This window comes from Lutimaribacter marinistellae (genome assembly GCF_042648365.1).
GTDB classification, from domain to species: Bacteria; Pseudomonadota; Alphaproteobacteria; order Rhodobacterales; family Rhodobacteraceae; genus Lutimaribacter_A; species Lutimaribacter_A marinistellae.
Genome location: NZ_JBHRXI010000010.1, coordinates 610268 through 626723, shown reverse-complemented (window position 1 = coordinate 626723; position 16456 = coordinate 610268). Strand labels below are relative to the sequence as shown.

16 protein-coding genes are annotated in these 16456 nt (G+C 65.2%); 6 read left to right on the top strand and 10 right to left on the bottom strand.

The features are described 5' to 3' along the window. Positions 1–4 precede the first annotated feature (4 nt). From phnK to phnN, 4 genes are read left to right on the top strand one after another with little or no spacing between them, the layout of a single operon-like run. Positions 5–793 carry a phosphonate C-P lyase system protein PhnK gene (phnK, locus tag ACFORG_RS11715; protein WP_386735826.1) on the top strand — a complete coding sequence of 263 codons (789 nt, stop codon included), beginning with the start codon at positions 5–7 and terminating at the stop codon, positions 791–793. A 2-nt stretch (positions 794–795) separates the two neighbouring features. Next, on the top strand, positions 796–1779 hold the full coding sequence (locus ACFORG_RS11710; RefSeq protein WP_386735667.1) for a magnesium transporter CorA family protein: 984 nt from the start codon (positions 796–798) through the stop codon (positions 1777–1779). Next, entirely contained in the window at positions 1776–2459 is a 684-nt protein-coding gene (phnL, locus tag ACFORG_RS11705; RefSeq protein ID WP_386735665.1) for a phosphonate C-P lyase system protein PhnL, read from the top strand. The genes ACFORG_RS11710 and phnL overlap by 4 nt, the downstream gene beginning before the upstream one ends. Then, the gene (gene phnN / locus ACFORG_RS11700) at positions 2456–3004 is read left to right on the top strand and encodes a phosphonate metabolism protein/1,5-bisphosphokinase (PRPP-forming) PhnN (RefSeq protein ID WP_386735662.1); all 549 of its coding nucleotides are present in this window, start codon (positions 2456–2458) and stop codon (positions 3002–3004) included. The genes phnL and phnN overlap by 4 nt, the downstream gene beginning before the upstream one ends. Here the strand turns inward: phnN and ACFORG_RS11695 are convergent. Continuing rightward, positions 2986–3669, bottom strand: coding sequence for a DUF1045 domain-containing protein (locus ACFORG_RS11695; RefSeq protein WP_386735661.1), 684 nt, complete (start codon positions 3667–3669; stop codon positions 2986–2988). The genes phnN and ACFORG_RS11695 overlap by 19 nt on opposite strands. 53 nt (positions 3670–3722) lie before the next feature. Between ACFORG_RS11695 and ACFORG_RS11690 the strand changes: the two genes are divergently transcribed. Further along, a complete protein-coding gene (locus ACFORG_RS11690; RefSeq protein WP_386735659.1) occupies positions 3723–4865 on the top strand; it encodes an alpha-D-ribose 1-methylphosphonate 5-triphosphate diphosphatase in 1143 nt (380 codons plus the stop codon). A gap of 6 nt (positions 4866–4871) precedes the next feature. On the opposite strand, the gene ACFORG_RS11685 is transcribed toward ACFORG_RS11690, so the two are convergent. From ACFORG_RS11685 to ACFORG_RS11655, 7 genes are read right to left on the bottom strand one after another with little or no spacing between them, the layout of a single operon-like run. Beyond that, entirely contained in the window at positions 4872–5348 is a 477-nt protein-coding gene (locus ACFORG_RS11685) for a class I SAM-dependent methyltransferase (protein WP_386735657.1), read from the bottom strand. Then, a complete protein-coding gene (locus tag ACFORG_RS11680) occupies positions 5345–6121 on the bottom strand; it encodes a polysaccharide deacetylase family protein (protein WP_386735655.1) in 777 nt (258 codons plus the stop codon). The genes ACFORG_RS11685 and ACFORG_RS11680 overlap by 4 nt, the downstream gene beginning before the upstream one ends. Next, complete coding sequence (locus tag ACFORG_RS11675; RefSeq protein ID WP_386735654.1) at positions 6118–7242, bottom strand: glycosyltransferase family protein; 1125 nt, start codon at positions 7240–7242, stop codon at positions 6118–6120. Before ACFORG_RS11675 ends, ACFORG_RS11680 begins: the two co-directional genes overlap by 4 nt. Beyond that, entirely contained in the window at positions 7233–7823 is a 591-nt protein-coding gene (locus ACFORG_RS11670; protein WP_386735652.1) for a histidine phosphatase family protein, read from the bottom strand. Before ACFORG_RS11670 ends, ACFORG_RS11675 begins: the two co-directional genes overlap by 10 nt. Beyond that, on the bottom strand, positions 7820–8896 hold the full coding sequence (locus tag ACFORG_RS11665; protein WP_386735650.1) for a glycosyltransferase family 4 protein: 1077 nt from the start codon (positions 8894–8896) through the stop codon (positions 7820–7822). The genes ACFORG_RS11670 and ACFORG_RS11665 overlap by 4 nt, the downstream gene beginning before the upstream one ends. Next, on the bottom strand, positions 8896–10137 hold the full coding sequence (locus ACFORG_RS11660) for a glycosyltransferase family 4 protein (protein ID WP_386735648.1): 1242 nt from the start codon (positions 10135–10137) through the stop codon (positions 8896–8898). The genes ACFORG_RS11665 and ACFORG_RS11660 overlap by 1 nt, the downstream gene beginning before the upstream one ends. Then, positions 10134–11345: a glycosyltransferase family protein gene (locus ACFORG_RS11655; RefSeq protein WP_386735825.1), complete on the bottom strand. Its 1212-nt coding sequence runs from the start codon at positions 11343–11345 to the stop codon at positions 10134–10136. Before ACFORG_RS11655 ends, ACFORG_RS11660 begins: the two co-directional genes overlap by 4 nt. A 316-nt stretch (positions 11346–11661) precedes the next feature. Here ACFORG_RS11655 and ACFORG_RS11650 point away from each other — a divergent pair, with 316 nt between their 5' ends. Continuing rightward, the gene (locus ACFORG_RS11650) at positions 11662–14010 is read left to right on the top strand and encodes a mechanosensitive ion channel family protein (RefSeq protein WP_386735646.1); all 2349 of its coding nucleotides are present in this window, start codon (positions 11662–11664) and stop codon (positions 14008–14010) included. A gap of 256 nt (positions 14011–14266) precedes the next feature. Here the strand turns inward: ACFORG_RS11650 and ACFORG_RS11645 are convergent, their stop codons facing one another. Together ACFORG_RS11645 and ACFORG_RS11640 are read right to left on the bottom strand one after the other, a co-directional pair. Next, complete coding sequence (locus tag ACFORG_RS11645) at positions 14267–15421, bottom strand: ABC transporter permease (protein WP_386735645.1); 1155 nt, start codon at positions 15419–15421, stop codon at positions 14267–14269. Continuing rightward, positions 15418–16446, bottom strand: coding sequence for an ABC transporter permease (locus tag ACFORG_RS11640; RefSeq protein WP_386735644.1), 1029 nt, complete (start codon positions 16444–16446; stop codon positions 15418–15420). The genes ACFORG_RS11645 and ACFORG_RS11640 overlap by 4 nt, the downstream gene beginning before the upstream one ends. Positions 16447–16456 lie beyond the last annotated feature (10 nt).

Genomic DNA, 16456 nt, shown 5'->3' with positions numbered 1-16456 from the left:
CACGATGAAACCTGAGACCGACCCCGTGCCGCTGCTGCAAGTCGAGGGTGTCGGCAAGCGCTATGGCGCGCGGATTGGCTGCGCCGATGTGAGCTTTGACCTCTTTCCCGGCGAGGTGATGGGCATCGTCGGCGAGAGCGGTTCGGGCAAGTCGACGTTGTTGAATTGCCTTGCCGGACATCTGGAGCCGGACGAGGGGCGGGTGATCTTTGACACGCGGGCCGAGGGGCCGGTGGACACGCTGACCATGTCGGAACCCGCGCGGCGGATGCTGGGCCGGACGGATTGGGCCTTTGTCCACCAGCATGCGCGCGACGGGTTGCGCATGTCGGTCAGTGCTGGAGGCAATATCGGCGAGCGGCTGATGGCGGTGGGCGAGCGCCATTACGGCCACATCCGCGACACGGCGACCGACTGGCTGGGCCGGGTCGAGATCGCGGCAGACCGGATCGATGATCGGCCGACGGCGTTTTCGGGCGGGATGCAGCAGCGGTTGCAGATCGCGCGCAACCTTGTGACCGGGCCGCGGCTGGTTTTCATGGACGAACCGACCGGTGGGCTGGATGTCAGCGTGCAGGCGCGGCTGCTTGACCTGTTGCGTGGCCTCGTTCGGGACATGGGGCTGTCCGCCATCATCGTGACGCATGATCTGGCGGTCGTCCGTCTTCTTGCGCATCGCCTGATGGTCATGAAGGACGGTCACGTGGTCGAGACCGGTCTGACGGACCAGGTGCTTGACGACCCGCAACATTCCTATACGCAGCTTCTCGTAAGCTCGGTTCTGCAGGTCTGACCATGCTGACGGCTTACGGACGATCCGGCAAGATCCTTGCGCCCCTTCCGACCACCCCGAACGCACTGGCCGGGAACGACGAAGGCGCAGTCGAGATCCCGCCTGATGCGGTGTGGATCGACCTGTACCGCCCGCTGCCATCGCAGGTCGCGGCGGTCGAGGCGCTGGGGCTGGACGTGCCGACGCTGGCCGACATGGAGGAGATCGAGATATCCTCACGCCTCTACCGCGAGGACGGGGTCGAATACATGACCGTGGTGCTGCCCGGCATGTCGGCGACCCATCAGGCCTGCAGCGGCCCGGTGACCTTCATCCTGACGCCCGAACGCATGGTGACGGTCCGTCACCACAACCCGCGCCCGTTCGAGACCTTTGCCTCTCACGCCGAGCGGAACGCGGGCGGTTCGGGCACGGTGGACCGGATGTTCATCGCGCTGGTCGACGAGATCGTTGCCCGGCTTGCCGATCTTCTGGAGGCGGCGGGGCGCGTGCTGGACGAGGCGGCGCAGATCCTGTTCGGCGAGGAACAGGAACGCGATGATCAGAAGCTGGAGAAGACGTTGCAGCAGGTCGGGCTTCAGGGGGAATTGATCGGCCGGGTCCGTCTGGCTCTTTTGACCCTGCAACGGATGCTGATCTTTTTCACCACTACCCCGCGTGAGAAGGCGGTCATGACGCTGGTGAAAAGCCAGATGCGCGACATCAAGGCGCTGGAGGTACACAGCGATTACCTGTCGTCGCGGATCGGCCTGACGGTGGACGCCACCATCGGCCTGATCGGCATCAACCAGAGCAGCGTCGTGCGGATCTTTTCGGTCGTCGCGGTGCTGTTCATGCCGCCGACGCTGGTGGCCTCGGCCTATGGCATGAACTTCGACATCATGCCCGAGCTGCACTGGCCCTACGGCTATCCGATGGCGATCGGCGCGATGATCCTGTCGGCGCTGGGGACGTATCTTTTCTTCAAATGGAACAAGTGGCTATGATCGACATCCGCGATGTCTCCAAGACCTTTCTGCTGCACAATCAGGGCGATGCCGCGATCCCGGTGATGCAGGGCGCGACCCTTGCCGTCGAGTGCGGTGAATGCGTGGCCCTGATCGGGGCGTCCGGCGCGGGCAAGTCCACGCTGATGCGGATGATCTACGGCAATTACCTTGCCGCGTCCGGCGTGATCATGGTGGGCGAAACCGACGTTGCCGCCGCCCAGCCGCGCGAAATCCTTGAACTGCGGCGCAGCGTGCTGGGCTATGTCAGCCAGTTCCTGCGGGTGGTGCCGCGGGTGCCGACGCTTGACGTGGTGATGGAGCCGCTGCTGGCCACCGGCACCCCGGTCGAACAGGCGAGGGCGCGGGCCGACGAGTTGCTGACCCGCCTCAACATTCCGCAGACCTTGTGGGGCCTGTCGCCGACCACCTTTTCGGGCGGTGAGCAGCAGCGGGTGAACATCGCGCGCGGCTTTGCCTATGACTATCCGGCGCTGCTGCTGGACGAGCCGACCGCGAGCCTCGATGCAGCGAACCGCGAGACCGTGCTGTCGTTGATCGAGGAGGCCAAGGCGCGTGGAGCGGCCATCATCGGCATCTTTCATGACGAGACGGCACGTGAGCGCGTTTGCGACCGGGTGGTCGATGTCTCGGCCTTTACGCCGAAGGCCGTGGCATGAACCCTGCGCCGGTCATCGCGGTCGTCGGCCCGTCGGGTGTCGGCAAGGACAGCGTGATGGCCGCGCTGGCGGCGCGCGATCCACGGATCAGGCTGGTGCGCCGGGTAATCACGCGGCGTTCCGAGGCCGGGGGTGAGCCGTTCGAAGGGGTAAGCGAAGAGGAGTTCGCGCGCCGGATTGCCGCTGGGTCTTTCGTGCTGCACTGGTCGGCACATGGCCTGCGATACGGAATTCCCGCAGCGATCACCGATCTGCGCCGCGATGCACGTGCCGTCCTGGTCAACCTGTCGCGCAGTGTTCTGGCCGAGGCCGAGCATGCATTCGGGAATTTCGCCGTGATCTCGTTGACGGCACGGCCCGAGCTGTTGGCCGCACGTCTGGCCGCGCGCGGGCGCGAAGACGAGGCGCAGCGTACCCAACGCCTGAGCCGCGCGGCGCTGAGCTTGCCCGATGGGTTGTCGCGCGTGATCGAGATCGACAATTCCGGATCGCTGGACGATACGGTCGACGCGATCCTGTCGCAGCTTCAACCGGAAAGGGCGTAGCGATGGAGAAGGTGAAACCGGCCATCCCCGGCCTCGCCCACCAGCGCGAGCGCGTCGATGCCGAACGGGGTAGGCAGGAGCGGTACAAGCGTCTTTTCGAGATGGGCCTGCGCGCGGGCACCGGTATCGCGGTCGAGCTTTCCGGTCAGGGTGATGTGAAACCGGAACTGGTCCATCACGTAAGGGTAGCCCCAGCGCGACAGGTTCTCGTCCTGCGCGGGTGTCAGCCCGGCGGCGCGACGCTTGGCAAGTTCCTGCGCATCCGGTGCGGCGCGGAACGTGTCCAGCGCCTGTACCCATTCAGCGGCCAGCGCGTTAAGCGCCGTCTCGTCGCCGCGCGGCCTCAAAGCCAGGAAACGCCCGAGCCGGGCGATCTGCAACCCGTCGAGCTGCACCGGCGCACTGGTCGCAGCAAGCGTGGTGCAGGCCGCGTGCAAATCGGCAGCGTCGCGTCCCGCGGCGAGCCGGAAGGGCGGCTTGACTGTCGCGTGCAGCCCGTATTTTCGCGGCACCTCGGTTATTGCTGCAACATCGAGCCCTGCGGCCTGCGGATGCGCAACCGGGGCCCCGTCCACGACATCCCAGCCCAGCCAAGCGGTGGCGAAGCGGCCCCAATCCGATGCCGCGGGCGGTACGAAATAGATCGCGTATCGCGAAAAAGTCACATGCGCCTCCCTTTCCGTGGCCGTTCCCTTACCTTCAATCGCGTGACACTCCCATGACACAGACCTTCACCCTCGCCAATGCCATGCTGATCCTGCCCGAAGAGACCCGTACCGGGCATATCCGAGTGGTCGACGGCCAGATCGACGATATCGGTTTCGGAGCCGCGATCCCGGCAGGCGCCGAGGATTGCGAGGGCGATCACGTCAGCCCCGGCCTGGTGGAGTTGCATACCGACAACCTGGAGCGTCATATCCAGCCGCGCCCCAAGGTCGACTGGCCCCATGCCGCGGCGATCATCGCGCATGACGCGGAACTGGCAGGGACGGGCATCACGACTGTCTTCGACGCGATGCGCGTCGGGTCGATACCGACGGGGCAGGGGCGTTACCTGAAATACGCCCGCCCGCTGGCGACCGAGTTGCTGGAGCTGCGGGCGATGGACGCGCTCAAGATCAGCCATTTCCTGCATCTGCGCGCCGAGATCTGTTCCGAGACGCTGGTGGAGGAGCTGGAGGAGTTCACTGCCGAGGACCGTGTTGGTCTTGTGTCCTTGATGGATCACACGCCCGGGCAGCGTCAGTTCCGCGATATGACCAAGCTTGAGACCTATATGAAGAACAAGCACGCGATGAACGATGACGAGTTCCTGCAGCATGTCGCTCAGCTCAAGGGTCTGCGCGACCGGGTGGGTGACAGGCACGAGGTCGAGGCCGTCGCGCATGCCGAGAAACTGGGCGCAGTGCTGGCCAGCCACGACGACACGACGCGCGAACAGGTGGCCGTGTCGGCAGGTCACGGGATACGGCTGGCCGAGTTTCCGACCACGGTGGAGGCGGCCGAAGCCTGCCGCGAGGCCGGTATCCGCGTGATGATGGGGGCGCCAAACCTCATTCGGGGCGGGTCGCATTCGGGGAACGTGGCCGCGCGCGATCTGGCTGAGCGCGACCTGCTCGACATCCTGTCATCCGACTACGTGCCCTCGGCCCTGCTGCTGGCGGCGGTGCAACTGGGCGAAATCTGGGGCGACATGGCGCGGGGGCTGGGCACGGTGACGCGGGCGCCGGCTCAGGCAGTGGGGCTGGGCGATCGCGGGATGCTGCACCCGGGCGCGCGGGCGGACCTGTTGCGCTTTCGCCTGCGTGCAGGCGTACCCGCGCTGCGCGCGGTCTGGTCGCGCGGCCTGCGGGTGGCGTGACGCGGGTCAGGCGCGGTAGAACAGGTACCGGTCGGGCGCGATGCTGTCGGGGCCGGTGATCTGTTCGAACCCGATCAGCGGCTGGCCCGAGACGATAAGCCCGCCCGGTGCCATCACCTTGGCGATGGCGGGGCTGAGCCGGGCTGCCTCGGCCACATCGTCGGCCTTGATTCCGCTGCCGAAATCGTAATGCGCCAGCGCGAAACGCGCGCTTTCCCCGGCCAGTCGTGCCAGCATCGGTTCCGCCTCGCCCATCAGGAAATCCTGTTCGGGCGGGATGCAGGAGGGGTGGCATTGCAGCACCCTGTCCATCACGCGAATGCGCCGGTCGGGCAGGATTTCGCGCAGATGGTCATACGTCCGGCCATTGCCAAGGCCCATGTCCAGCACGTCGCCCGCAAGATCGGCGACCTGCTCGGCGGCCCAGTTCAGCCCGTCGCGCTGGGCGGTCAGGCGGCGCAGCATCGAATCCAGTCGGCTCATTCGGGTGTCCTTTTGTCGGTTTGCGATGCGGGTATCGTCCAGGGCCGCGCCGGACCGGTGAGCAGCCGCTCCAGCAGGGCTCCGGTGAAATCCCAGATCGCCTCGTCATGTACAAGGTGATGTGTCAGTAGCCCCAGCGGCTCCTCGGGGTCGGTCTTTCCGCTGCGCCGGTCTTCGAGTGTCGAGACAAGGCCCGCGATAACCCGGTCTGGCGGGACCAGCCCGCGGGTGCCCTTCCAGTCGATGGGGTCGATATGGGTGTTGACCTGAACCAGTCCCGGCGCGGCCAATCGGGCGGCACGGGGTGTGTAGGTCGAAAGATGGGAGAACCCGAGACGCGGCAAGCCCTCGACCACTTCGGGCGCGATACGGTTCCATGGCGGCACCAGCATCGGGCTAAACCGCTTGCCGAACAGGGTTTTCATCCGCTCATGTCCCTGTCCGAGCTCGCGCAGCACTTCACTCGTCGGACGATCTGCGCCCAGTTCGGCCTTTTTCCGGCCTCCGGTCGCGTGGTTCGCGTGGGACCAGCCGTGTTGAACCGGGATCAGGTGTTCTGTGGCGTGGACGAAATCGGCAAGCTCCGGCTCGGCCCCGGCGGGGATCACCGCGAGGTGCACCGGCAGGTTCAGCCGTGCCGATAACGTCGCCAAACGCTCGAGCGCGCGGGTGACGGCGACGGCATCGTCATCCCGCCACCACAGGGGAATGGTCCGGCTATCGGATTGCCACTGCGCCAGTTCCCGGTCGAGGGCCGTCCAATCAACACTCATTGCCCGACCATCCGTTCCGCGATCTCGACAGAACGTCGCGCCCCGTCCATCTGCAGGGTCGAAGCGGCGCGTCGTCCGCCTTGCATGGCGCGGTCGACAGCAGCGGCAAGCGTGTCGCCGTCCAGGTCTGCGGTCGGCAGAACCTCGACCGCGTCAAGATGGGCGAGGCTTTCGGCGCGCAGGCTCTGCTCGATCTCCTTGCCATCGTCGAACGGCACCATGACGGCCGGCACCCCCGTTTGCAGGATGTCGAGCGCCGTGTTGTAGCCGCACATGCTGACCGAACAGGCAGCGTTGCAGAGCATTCCACGGAAATCGGGGCGTGCGGGTTCCATCTTCACCGGCAGATCCCGGGCCAGCGGCGCCAGCATGTTAATGAGCGTCGCCGCCTCTGTCCCGCCCACCAACAGGCGCCAGCGCCGGTTGGTGATCTTTCGGGCGGCCTCGATGGCCGCGCGAAAGATCGGTACCCCGACGGGGCCGCCGCCCGCACTGACGAGGATCTCGCCTGTGCCATCCTGCACCGGATAGGGCCGGGCCGGAGCGACGTAGCCGGTATAGAGCAGCTTGTCCTCCAGCCCTTGGGTCGGCCAGCTGGCATCGAGCCGGGTTACCGACGGGTCGGAATGCACCAGCACCCCGTCATAATATCGAGTGACGATTTCGGCGGCCTTGGTGGCCTTTTCCGGGCGTGAGGGCGGGGCGAGGATATCGCGGATCGAGGCAAGGACGACCGGGCGGGGAGAGCGTGCCGAAGCAGCCTCGAGAAGGGCGGAGAACTCGTGGCGCAGGCCGCGGCGGCCGAACGGGTAGAGTTCGGTGATCAGCAGGTCGGGCGCGACCTCGTGCAATGCGTCGAGAAGCGCCGCAATACGCGCCTCGAAGAGTGTTTTGTCGGCCTCCCCGGCTTCGCCAAGCAGGCGCGAGAAATTCGTCCCGTCCGAGCGCAGCGGGGGCAGTTGCACCAGTGCCACGCCGTCGATTGCCAGCTGCGGGGCGGGGAACCCGCCCGAGACGACGGTGACCGAATGGCCCGCTTCGGAGAAGGCCCGGCCAAGCACCAGCGCGCGGGCAAGATGCCCGGTACCCAGCAGATGCGTGACGACGATCATCACTCGCATCGTGCCGCCCTTTCGATCAGCCGCACCGGCTCTGCCCATGGGCGCATGTCATCCAGATCGACGACATAGAGACGGTTGCGTTTCACCTTGAACGGGGCGGGGCCGTCGAAATCCCAGCCCCATGCACGGGCGAGGATGACACGCATGATGCCGATGTGGCAGACGGCGACCGAGTCCCCGGCAAGCCCCTCGACCCAAGGGGCCAGCCTGTCCCAAAGTTCGCTCGGGCATTCGCCGCCGGGCGGGCGATAGGACCATCCCCAGTCCTCGATATGACGGTATCCGCTGCCGGGTTCGGCGATCAGGTCGGTTCCGCGCTGTCCCTCCCACGCGCCCCAGTTCATTTCTATCAGGGCCGGATCGGTGCGCGGCGCGCGGCCCGCGACCAGTTCGGCCGTCTCGACCGCGCGCAGGAGCGGGCTGGCCCACAGCTCCGCCGCGTCCCACGGGGCGGGCAGTGCGAGACCTGTCAGTTGCAGGCGGGCGTCGTCGTCGAGCGGTATGTCGCTGCGGCCCTGGATACGGCCCGCGCGATTCCAGGCAGTGTGCCCATGACGCAAGAGGGCGAGGCGGCGGGTCATGCGATCTCCTCCATCAAGGGGCCGACCGCATCCCAGAACCGCGCGCGTGCCGCTGGCAACAGGTGCGCCCGTGCCACGCGCGCCCGTGCCGCGCCTCCCGCTTGGCGGCGTGCCGCGTGATCGGCGGTCATGCGCAACAGGGCATTGGCCAGTGCCTCGGGCCCGTCCTCCGGTGCCGGATGGCTGCCGGATAGAAGTACATCGCGGACGCCGGGGCGATCCTGTGCCACTACCGGCAGACCTGCGGCCTGAGCCTCGAGATACACCATGCCGAAGGCTTCGTTCACGCCCGGCCAGAAGAAGAGCCCAGCACGCGCGTAGGCGTCCTGCAAGGCATCCCGGTCGAGTTGGCCGAGGAACCGCACCCGCGGCCCGAACGGCGCCATCAGCGCCTCGACCTCGGCGCGCGCGGGGCCGTCGCCCGCGATCTCCAGCTGCCAGTCGCCTTCGAGCATGGAGAGTGTCTGGGCGATGAGCGTGTAGGAGCGCAGCTTGTCCCCTGTGCGCATCATGCCCGCGCTCAATATCGGGCCGTCGCATCGGGCGGCGGGCGGCAGCGTTTCGAGCGGCAGGAAAGGCGGCAGGTGGACCAGCGCCTGATCCCCGTGTCGTTCGCGGTCGAGCGTGATGAGGTCGTTGGCCGTGAGGTAGAAGATCGCCGCTGCCGCATCGCTGGCCTCGTGCGCGGCCTGCGCGAACTCGGCCCATGGACCGGTCAGGCGGCTGGTGGCGCGGGTGCTTTCGACCTGCACATAGGGAATGTCGCGCGCGGCGCAGACGGCAGGGCCGATCAGGTCGGGGGACTTGTAGTAATTGTGATAGGTCACCCAAAGCCGCGTATCGGCGGGCAGCCCGGCGACGAGGCGCTCGGTCTCGAGCCGTGCCGTGTCGCGCATGCGGTTTTGCTGCGCGTCGTCGCCTTGCTTGTCGTAGATCTTCACCTCGGATGCGAGGTCGACCTCAACCCCGGGTGCAGCGATGGCGGCCATCAGGTTGCGCGCCATTTCCCGGTCGCCCGAGGGCACCGGGTGCCGGGGCGACTTCATCGGGGCATAGAACGCGACCCGGGTCATCATGTTCCGCCATACATGGCGGTCAGGCGTTGCGACAGCCGCGCGATACCGGGGGCCATCCCGAACTCGGTTCGCAGCCGCAGCAGGGCCGCGTCCGCGCGGCGCAGGGCCGTGGCAGGGTTTGATGCGACCTCGGTGATGGCGGCTGCCAGGGCTTCGGGGGCATCGTCGCTCAGCAATCCGTGTTCGCCATCGGTGACAAATTCCGGGATCGCGGAGACCGGCGTTGAGAGGATGGGCAGGCGCTGCGAGGCGGCCTCCATCAGCACGTTGGGCAGGCCGTCGCGGTCCCCATCCCCGGCGATCCGGCTGGGCAGCACGAACAGGTCGGCCGCTCGCATCGCTGCAATGACCTCGGGCTGGTCACATGCCCCGGCCCATGTGATCCGCTTGTTCAGTCCCAGAGCGTCGGCCTGCGCGCGCAGGGCCGCGCCGTCGCCGCCGCCGATATGGGTCCAGTGCCAGTCAATCCCGTCCGGCAGAAGAGCGAGGGCCTCGATAAGACGGTCAAAGCCCTTTTTCTCGACCAGCCTGCCGACCGACAGAAGGTTGAGCGGTGCGCCGGGCGCACGTTCGGCACGATCGGGCGGAGCGGGAAAGCGCGACAGGTCCAGCCCGTGATAGATCAGGTCCATACGTGACGGGTCATCGGCCAGCCCGCGCAGGTGCTGCGCACCGATCGCGGTACATGTCGCGCCGAATTCCGCGCCATGGGTTTCAGCGTGGAGTTTTTCACGCTTTTCCCAGTCGGGCGAGGTCCAGATATCCTTGGCATGGGCGGAAAAGGCCCACGGCAACCCGCGCATGATGGCCGCGTAGCGCGCGACCGAGGCTGGGGTATGCAGGAAATGGGCATAGATTCCGCGCACTTGCGCCGGCAGTTCGGCGGCGAGAACGCAGGCCTGCCCGAAGCGGCGGATACGATTGGGCGTTGCGTCGCGTCGCAGGTCCGCCCGCCAGACACGATACGCCTCGGCATAACCAGGGAGGGTGCGTGCCATGTCCCGCGCTGCCCAGACGCGCGCGGGTTCCTCGTAGAGATATTCCGGCAGGTAACGGACGGTGGCGGACAGTTGTTCGTGCAGTGGATGGCGCTTGGTGTCGGTGGGGTGACGCAGCGACCAGATATCGAACCTGTGGCCGGCTGCCTCCAACGCGACAAGTTCCTGCGCGATGAAAGTCTCGGACAGGCGGGGCCATCCCTTGACCACCACGGCCAGCGGCGCGGTGCTCTCGGTCATACGACTTCCTTATGCGCAGGCGGTGACAGCAGTGCCGAGACGCGCCCTGTCACGTAATCGAGCCCATCGAGCAGACCGGGGCAGTCGACCTCGCTGGGTAGGCTTTGCGAGGGCAGGGACCGGATGGCGCCGATCATCGTCTCGACCGTCAGCCCGTCGCGCCATTCATCGAGCATGCGCACCAGCCCCAGCTCTTCGGCGCGCGAGGCGCGGATCCATTGTTCCAGCCGGGGCGTGGTGCGCGGCACGATCACCGCGCGCTTGTCAAAGGACAGGACCTCGCAAAAGGTGTTGTAACCACCCATGCAGATCACGCCCTGTGCCCCGGCGAAAAGCGTTTCGATCTGCGAGTCGAAGCCCGTGCTGACGACGCGACCGTCAAGCGCCGCCACGCGGGCCTCGAACTCGGCGCGCAGATCGCCCGACAGGAATGGGCCGTACACCAGCAGGGCCCGCGGGCTGAGATCGGGGTCGCGCTCATAGGCTGACAGGACGAGGTTCACCAGTATCTCGCCATCGCCACCACCGCCGGGCGTGACCAGGATATAAGGCTCTTGCGTTTCGTCCGTTTCGGGATGGCCGGGGGTCAGTTCACGCCGCAGGTAGCCCGTCCAGTGCATGCGGTCATGCGCGGCGGCGCTCAGTGGAAGGCCCGCTGTCGGGTCGTAGATCGATTGCAGACCGTAAACCCAGATCTCGTGATAGAAGCGTTCCACGGCTTCGACCGCTTCCTTGCGGGCCCACTCGGCGGCGAGGACCTCGGGTTCGTCCAGCACGTCCCGCAGGCCCAGGATCATTCGCGTGCGACCACCCGCGCGCAGCAGGTCGAGGGTCTGCATCAGTTCCCCGCGAAAGCCGGTCGGCTCCTTGTCGACGATGAAAAGGTCGGGTGCGAACCATTCTGCCGTCGTGCGGATCAGCCCGGCGCGCAGGTCGGTGACCTCGTCTATGCCCATGCCGAGCGTCTGCGAGGCATAGCTCCCATCGGCCCGTTTGGTGACACCGGGCAGGCGGACATGATCGACCCGGCGCGGAAAGGTGAAGCGCCCGGCAACCGGCGAGCCTGTCAGGATCAACGCCGACGCGGTCGGGTCGGCACATGTGATTGCGCCAGCAAGCGCACGCGAACGCCGCAAGTGGCCCAGACCGAACGTGTCGTGACTGTAGAACATCACGCGCGGGGCGCGCGGCTGTGCATCTGCCGTCATCGCGCCCATCCACCAGTCTTGGGACCGCGTCGGGGCTGCGCTGTTCGCCATGCCTGCGCCCTCATCGCTTGCGTCCTCGCCTTGTCCCTTGCCGCGGGTCGCCCCGATCGGGCCACGCGCCGCTCTTTCCGATCGGTCACGGCCCGTGCTGGCCTGACCCTGTCGCGGTACTAAATAAATCGCGCCGGATTGAAAATATGGAATCTTCCATACTCGATCCACCCGCCAAAGCCGGATTTCAAGCTGTTTTGGCGTTTGTGCGACATCGCGCCTTGGGTCTAGATTGCCTGGAACGGACTGATGGAAAGACCCTGCGATGATTTCTACCCGGCCCCACCGCCGCCTGATCGCGCCGACCTTCTGGCTGGCTCTTGTGCTCTCTCTCATGGCCATGATCCTTGGTCAGCCTTTGGCTGCGCAGATTCCAGGCGTGCCGACCAGCGCCGCATCCAAGGAGGATCCGGATGCTCTGGCCGATGCCATTCGCGCCGCAAGCGAGGCGGGCGCCAGCGTGATCATCGTGGGGCCGGACGGCACGGTGACTGCAAACGGCACACAGGCCGGGGCCGATCCCGCAGCTGCATCGGACCCGATGGCGGGTGCCTCGTCGTTGATGAAGGCGCAATCCCGCATCGACCTGTTTACCGACAAACTGTCGGACCGGGTCGAGATGCTGCCGAACTCGGTGATCGAGGTGAGCTACATCCTGCGCGCTACCAGCCCCGACGGCCGCATCATGACGTTTGTCGAACTGCTTTTCGGAGCCTTGGTCATGTTCGGCGTCGCCTGGTTCGCCGTCCGCGAGATCTATGGCAAACGCATCGCGCGCAATTTCGTCGTCTCGCGGGTGCGCGAGAACCCGCAGGGCTATAGCGGAAAGATGCCTTTCCTCGTGTTCCGGTTCGTGATGGGGATCGGCGGTACGCTGTTCGGGATGGTGGTGGCCTATATCGGTCTCGCCATCCTGTTTCCGGCGCGCGACAACCTGGCAATGCAGTTCACCGTCACCGCGATTTTCACCGTGTTTTTTCTGACGCGCACGATCTCGGACCTGTGGCGGATGATCCTGTCGCCCTTCCTCAGCCAGTACCGCATCCCGGTCATTTCCGATCGCGACGCGAGAAAGTTGTACTTCTGGGCGTCCACGCTGGCCTTTTTCGACATTTCCGTGGTGATCTTCAGCACGTGGATCGCGGATTTCGGCCTCAATTATAACATCTATGCCATCCTCTACGGTGCGCTCTCCCTCGCCGTTGCCGTGCTCAACGTGATGCTGGTGCTGTTCAACGCTCGAGCGATCTCAAACGCGATCCGCGGCGGGTTGCTGCCCGAGCGCGTCTCGTGGCTGCTACGCGTCATTTCCGTGGCGTGGGCCCCTGCGATCATCCTGCTTGTGCTGGGCAGCTGGGCCGATCTTGCATTCCGGCTGGTCATGGACCTGCCGATCGGTGCGCCGCCCATTGCCAGCACCTATACGATATTCATGTCGGCAGTCGTGGCCTATGGCGTTCTGAACTACGCGGTGGAACGCTATTTCGAGCGTCGCGCCATTCGTCGCGGGCGGCAGCAGGTGCTGACCGACGGTATCGGGACGGAGATGGCGACCGGCCACCCAATCCGGAGCTTCCAGGATCTTGCACGACGCATAGCGGGCATTGTTGCCTTTACCGTCGGCGCCTATGCGCTCCTGGCGATATGGTACCCGGATGCGGCCCTGAGTGAGGATACGCCGCTGCGGACCGCGCTGGATGTGCTGGTGATCGTTCTGATCGGCTACGTCCTGTTCCACCTGTTCCGGATCTGGATCGACGACAAGATTGCCGAAGAGCAAAGCGAGGTGACAGAGGCCGAACTGGGCGATGAAGGCGGCGAAGCCAGTCAGAGCCGGCTCGCAACCCTGCTGCCGCTGTTCCGGGGAGCGATCCTTGCGGTGGTCGTCATCTCGATCGTCCTGATCGCGATGATGGAGCTGGGGATCAATGTAAGCCCGCTTTTCGCCGGTGCCGGCGTCGTGGGCATCGCGGTGGGTTTCGGCGCCCAGACATTGGTGCGCGACATCTTTTCGGGTGCGTTCTTCCTGATCGACGATGCATTCCGGAAAGGCGAGTACATCGATATCGGCGATGTGAAGGGAACGGTCGAGAAAATCTCGGTGCGTTCCTTCCAGCTGCGCCACCACCTCGGCGCGCTCAACACCATTCCGTTCGGGGAGATCAAGGTTCTGACCAATTATTCGCGTGACTGGGTGATCATGAAGCTGCCCCTGCGCGTGACCTATGACACCGATGTCGAAAAGGTCCGCAAGCTGATCAAGAAGCTTGGGCAGCAACTGCTCGACGATCCGGTCATCGGCGAGAATTTCATCCAGCCGCTCAAGAGCCAAGGCGTGATCGAGATGCAGGACAGTGCGATGATCATCCGGGTGAAATTCATGACCAAGCCAGGCGATCAGTGGTTGGTTCGCAAGAAGGTCTACCAGGAAATCCGCGAGCTTTTTGCGCGGGAAGGCATTCGTTTCGCACATCGCGAAGTCACCGTGCGCCTGGCCGACGAACAGGCCGAGGACCTGACCCCGAAGCAACGCGAGGCGGTCACGGGCGCCGTGCAGGCCGCCATTGACGAGGACATGCTCGACGAAATGGGACCGGGCGGCGACGACCGCTAAACGGATGCTCCCGCCCCCTGCGGGACCGCGCTGCCGCGCGCCCTCCTCGGGGTTGGGCCCGGCCGTGCGCTGTGCGCACGGTGCATTTCAGCTGTGCGCCCTTTGCGGGCGCATGCGAGGCTCTGCCTCGCGCTCCGGGATATTTCCTGCAAGAGGAAAGACAGAGGCGGGACAAGCTGCTTCCTCTTGCCTTAAATATCCCGGGGGAGTCGCCGCGCAGGCGGCGACGGGGGCAGAGCCCCCGATTGGACTGGCCTTATTGCTGGTACGGGTCGAGACTGTCACGCAAGCCGTCGCCCAGGAAATTGAAGGCGAGAACGACCACGACGATCGGAAGCATCGGAATGGCCGTCCACGGGTAGATCTCGATCGAGGCGAGGTTCTGTGCGTCGTTGAGCATGACGCCCCAACTGACCGCAGGCGCCCGGAGGCCGAGACCAAGGAAGGACAGGGCCGTCTCACCCAGGATCATGGCCGGTATAGAGAGCGTTGCGCTCGCGATCAGGTGGCTCATGAAATTGGGCAGCAGGTGTTTTCGGATCACCCGACCGGAGGGCGCGCCCATCATCTCGGCCGCGCGTACGTATTCCTCTTCACGCAAGCTGAGAAATTTCGCCCGAACGGCCCGTGCCAATCCCGGCCAGTCCAGGATGCCGAGGATGACCGAGATGATGAAGAACACTGCAACCGGCGACCAGTTGGAGGGCACCGCCGCCGAAAGGGCAAGCCAGAGCGGGAGTTCGGGAAGTGAGCGCAGGATCTCGATCACGCGGTTGATGACCCAGTCTATGCGCCCGCCGAAGTACCCTGCCATCGAGCCCAGAAGGATGCCCAGGAAAAACGAAACGGAAATACCGATCAGGCCGACGGTCAGTGAAAGCTGTGCGCCGTAGAGAATGCGGCTGAACACGTCGCGTCCAAGCCTGTCGGACCCCCACAGGAACAAGGTGGCGCCATCGGGAGGGCAGAAAAGATGTGTGTCGCTTTCGATCAGGCCGGCAAGCTTGTAGGTCGTCCCTTCGCAGAAGAATTCCAATGGTCTCGGGTCGCTTTCATCGGCAACGAATTTCCACTGGAAGGTTTCCAGATCAGCCTCGGCCACGGTGGGATAGACGAAGGGGCCGATGAACTCTCCCTCGTGGAACCAGTGCACCGCCTGCGGCGGGGCGTAGAGATGGTCGCCGTTGCGCTCGTTCGGGCCGTAGGGCGCGATAAACCCCGCGAAGGGCAGCATGAGGTAGCAGACCAGCAGAAAGAGACCCGATACGAGGCCCAGCTTGTGCGTCTTGAACTTGCGCCAGACCAGGACCCAGTTGGGTGCGTCGAGGTCGCGCCGTTCCAGTTGCTGGATCGAGGCCTGCGGATCGTATGGCGCGTCGTCGACGTAACGGCCGTCGGGCAGATCGGTCATGTTTCACGGCCCTCATAGCGGATGCGCGGATCGAGCAGGACAAGCAGGATGTCCGAAATCATCGTACCGATCAGGGTCAGGAGCGCGACGAACATCAGAACGAAGCCCGACAGGAACAGGTCCTGCGTCTTGAGCGCGGTCAGCAGCGTTGGCCCGATCGTCTGCAAGCCCATGACCACGGACACGAGGACCGAACCCGATACCATCGACGGCAACAGGTTCCCGATATCGGCCACGAACGGGTTGAAGGCAACGCGCAGCGGATACTTGGTCAGCATTCGCGAGGGGGACATGCCCTTGGCCACTGCGGTTTCCACGTAAGGTTTGCCCAGTTCGTCCAGCATGTTTGCCCGCAGGCGCTGCATCATTGCCGACGCGCCCGCCGTGCCGATCACGATGGTGGGGACGATCAGGTGGATGCCAACAGATTTGAGCTTTTCCCAAGTCAGGGGCTGGCCCTCGTAGATCGGGTCCATCAGGCCACCGATTGGAATGTTGAGGTATTGCCGCCCGTAGTAGTAGAGGATCAGCGCAAGAAGGAAATTGGGCGTCGCCAGGCCAAGGTAGCCGATGAAGGCGGATGTATAGTCGACCCATGTTCGCGAGCGAGCGGCGGCAAGAACGCCGAGAGGCAGTGCGACGATGTAGACGAAGACCACGGCAGCGAGGTTCACGACGACGGTGAGCCATAGCGTGTCGCCCACGATCTCGGCCACGGGGCGGTCGAATTCGAAGGACCAGCCGAGGTCACCCTGTATCAGGCCCGAGAAGCCCTGCGGGCCGGGGATGAAGCCCATCCAGATCAGGTATTGCTGCCAGAGCGGACGGTCCAGCGCGTATTCGCGGCGCAGGAACTCGGCCTTTTCGACACCGGCGGACTGGCCGGAGGCCTGCAGCTCGGCGATCTGGTTCGACAGGTAGTCGCCGGGCGGAAGGTTGATGATGACGAAGACCAGAACCGACACAACCAGCAGGGTCAGGATCATCGTGCCGAAGCGGTAGATCGAGTAGCGCAGAAGTGCCATTCAGCTGGGT

What these genes read in the sequence shown, in the direction of transcription:
- phnK (WP_386735826.1), top strand. Translation starts at nt 5, where the DNA reads ATGAAACCTGAGACCGACCCCGTGCCGCTGCTGCAAGTCGAGGGTGTC.
- ACFORG_RS11670 (WP_386735652.1), bottom strand. Translation starts at nt 7,823, where the DNA reads ATGACCCGCCGCCTCGCCCTCTTGCGTCATGGGCACACTGCCTGGAAT.
- ACFORG_RS11680 (WP_386735655.1), bottom strand. Translation starts at nt 6,121, where the DNA reads ATGAGTGTTGATTGGACGGCCCTCGACCGGGAACTGGCGCAGTGGCAA.
- ACFORG_RS11645 (WP_386735645.1), bottom strand. Translation starts at nt 15,421, where the DNA reads ATGACCGATCTGCCCGACGGCCGTTACGTCGACGACGCGCCATACGAT.
- ACFORG_RS11675 (WP_386735654.1), bottom strand. Translation starts at nt 7,242, where the DNA reads ATGCGAGTGATGATCGTCGTCACGCATCTGCTGGGTACCGGGCATCTT.
- ACFORG_RS11685 (WP_386735657.1), bottom strand. Translation starts at nt 5,348, where the DNA reads ATGAGCCGACTGGATTCGATGCTGCGCCGCCTGACCGCCCAGCGCGAC.
- ACFORG_RS11660 (WP_386735648.1), bottom strand. Translation starts at nt 10,137, where the DNA reads ATGACCGAGAGCACCGCGCCGCTGGCCGTGGTGGTCAAGGGATGGCCC.
- ACFORG_RS11650 (WP_386735646.1), top strand. Translation starts at nt 11,662, where the DNA reads ATGATTTCTACCCGGCCCCACCGCCGCCTGATCGCGCCGACCTTCTGG.
- phnN (WP_386735662.1), top strand. Translation starts at nt 2,456, where the DNA reads ATGAACCCTGCGCCGGTCATCGCGGTCGTCGGCCCGTCGGGTGTCGGC.
- ACFORG_RS11710 (WP_386735667.1), top strand. Translation starts at nt 796, where the DNA reads ATGCTGACGGCTTACGGACGATCCGGCAAGATCCTTGCGCCCCTTCCG.
- ACFORG_RS11640 (WP_386735644.1), bottom strand. Translation starts at nt 16,446, where the DNA reads ATGGCACTTCTGCGCTACTCGATCTACCGCTTCGGCACGATGATCCTG.
- ACFORG_RS11665 (WP_386735650.1), bottom strand. Translation starts at nt 8,896, where the DNA reads ATGACCCGGGTCGCGTTCTATGCCCCGATGAAGTCGCCCCGGCACCCG.
- ACFORG_RS11655 (WP_386735825.1), bottom strand. Translation starts at nt 11,345, where the DNA reads ATGACGGCAGATGCACAGCCGCGCGCCCCGCGCGTGATGTTCTACAGT.
- ACFORG_RS11690 (WP_386735659.1), top strand. Translation starts at nt 3,723, where the DNA reads ATGACACAGACCTTCACCCTCGCCAATGCCATGCTGATCCTGCCCGAA.
- phnL (WP_386735665.1), top strand. Translation starts at nt 1,776, where the DNA reads ATGATCGACATCCGCGATGTCTCCAAGACCTTTCTGCTGCACAATCAG.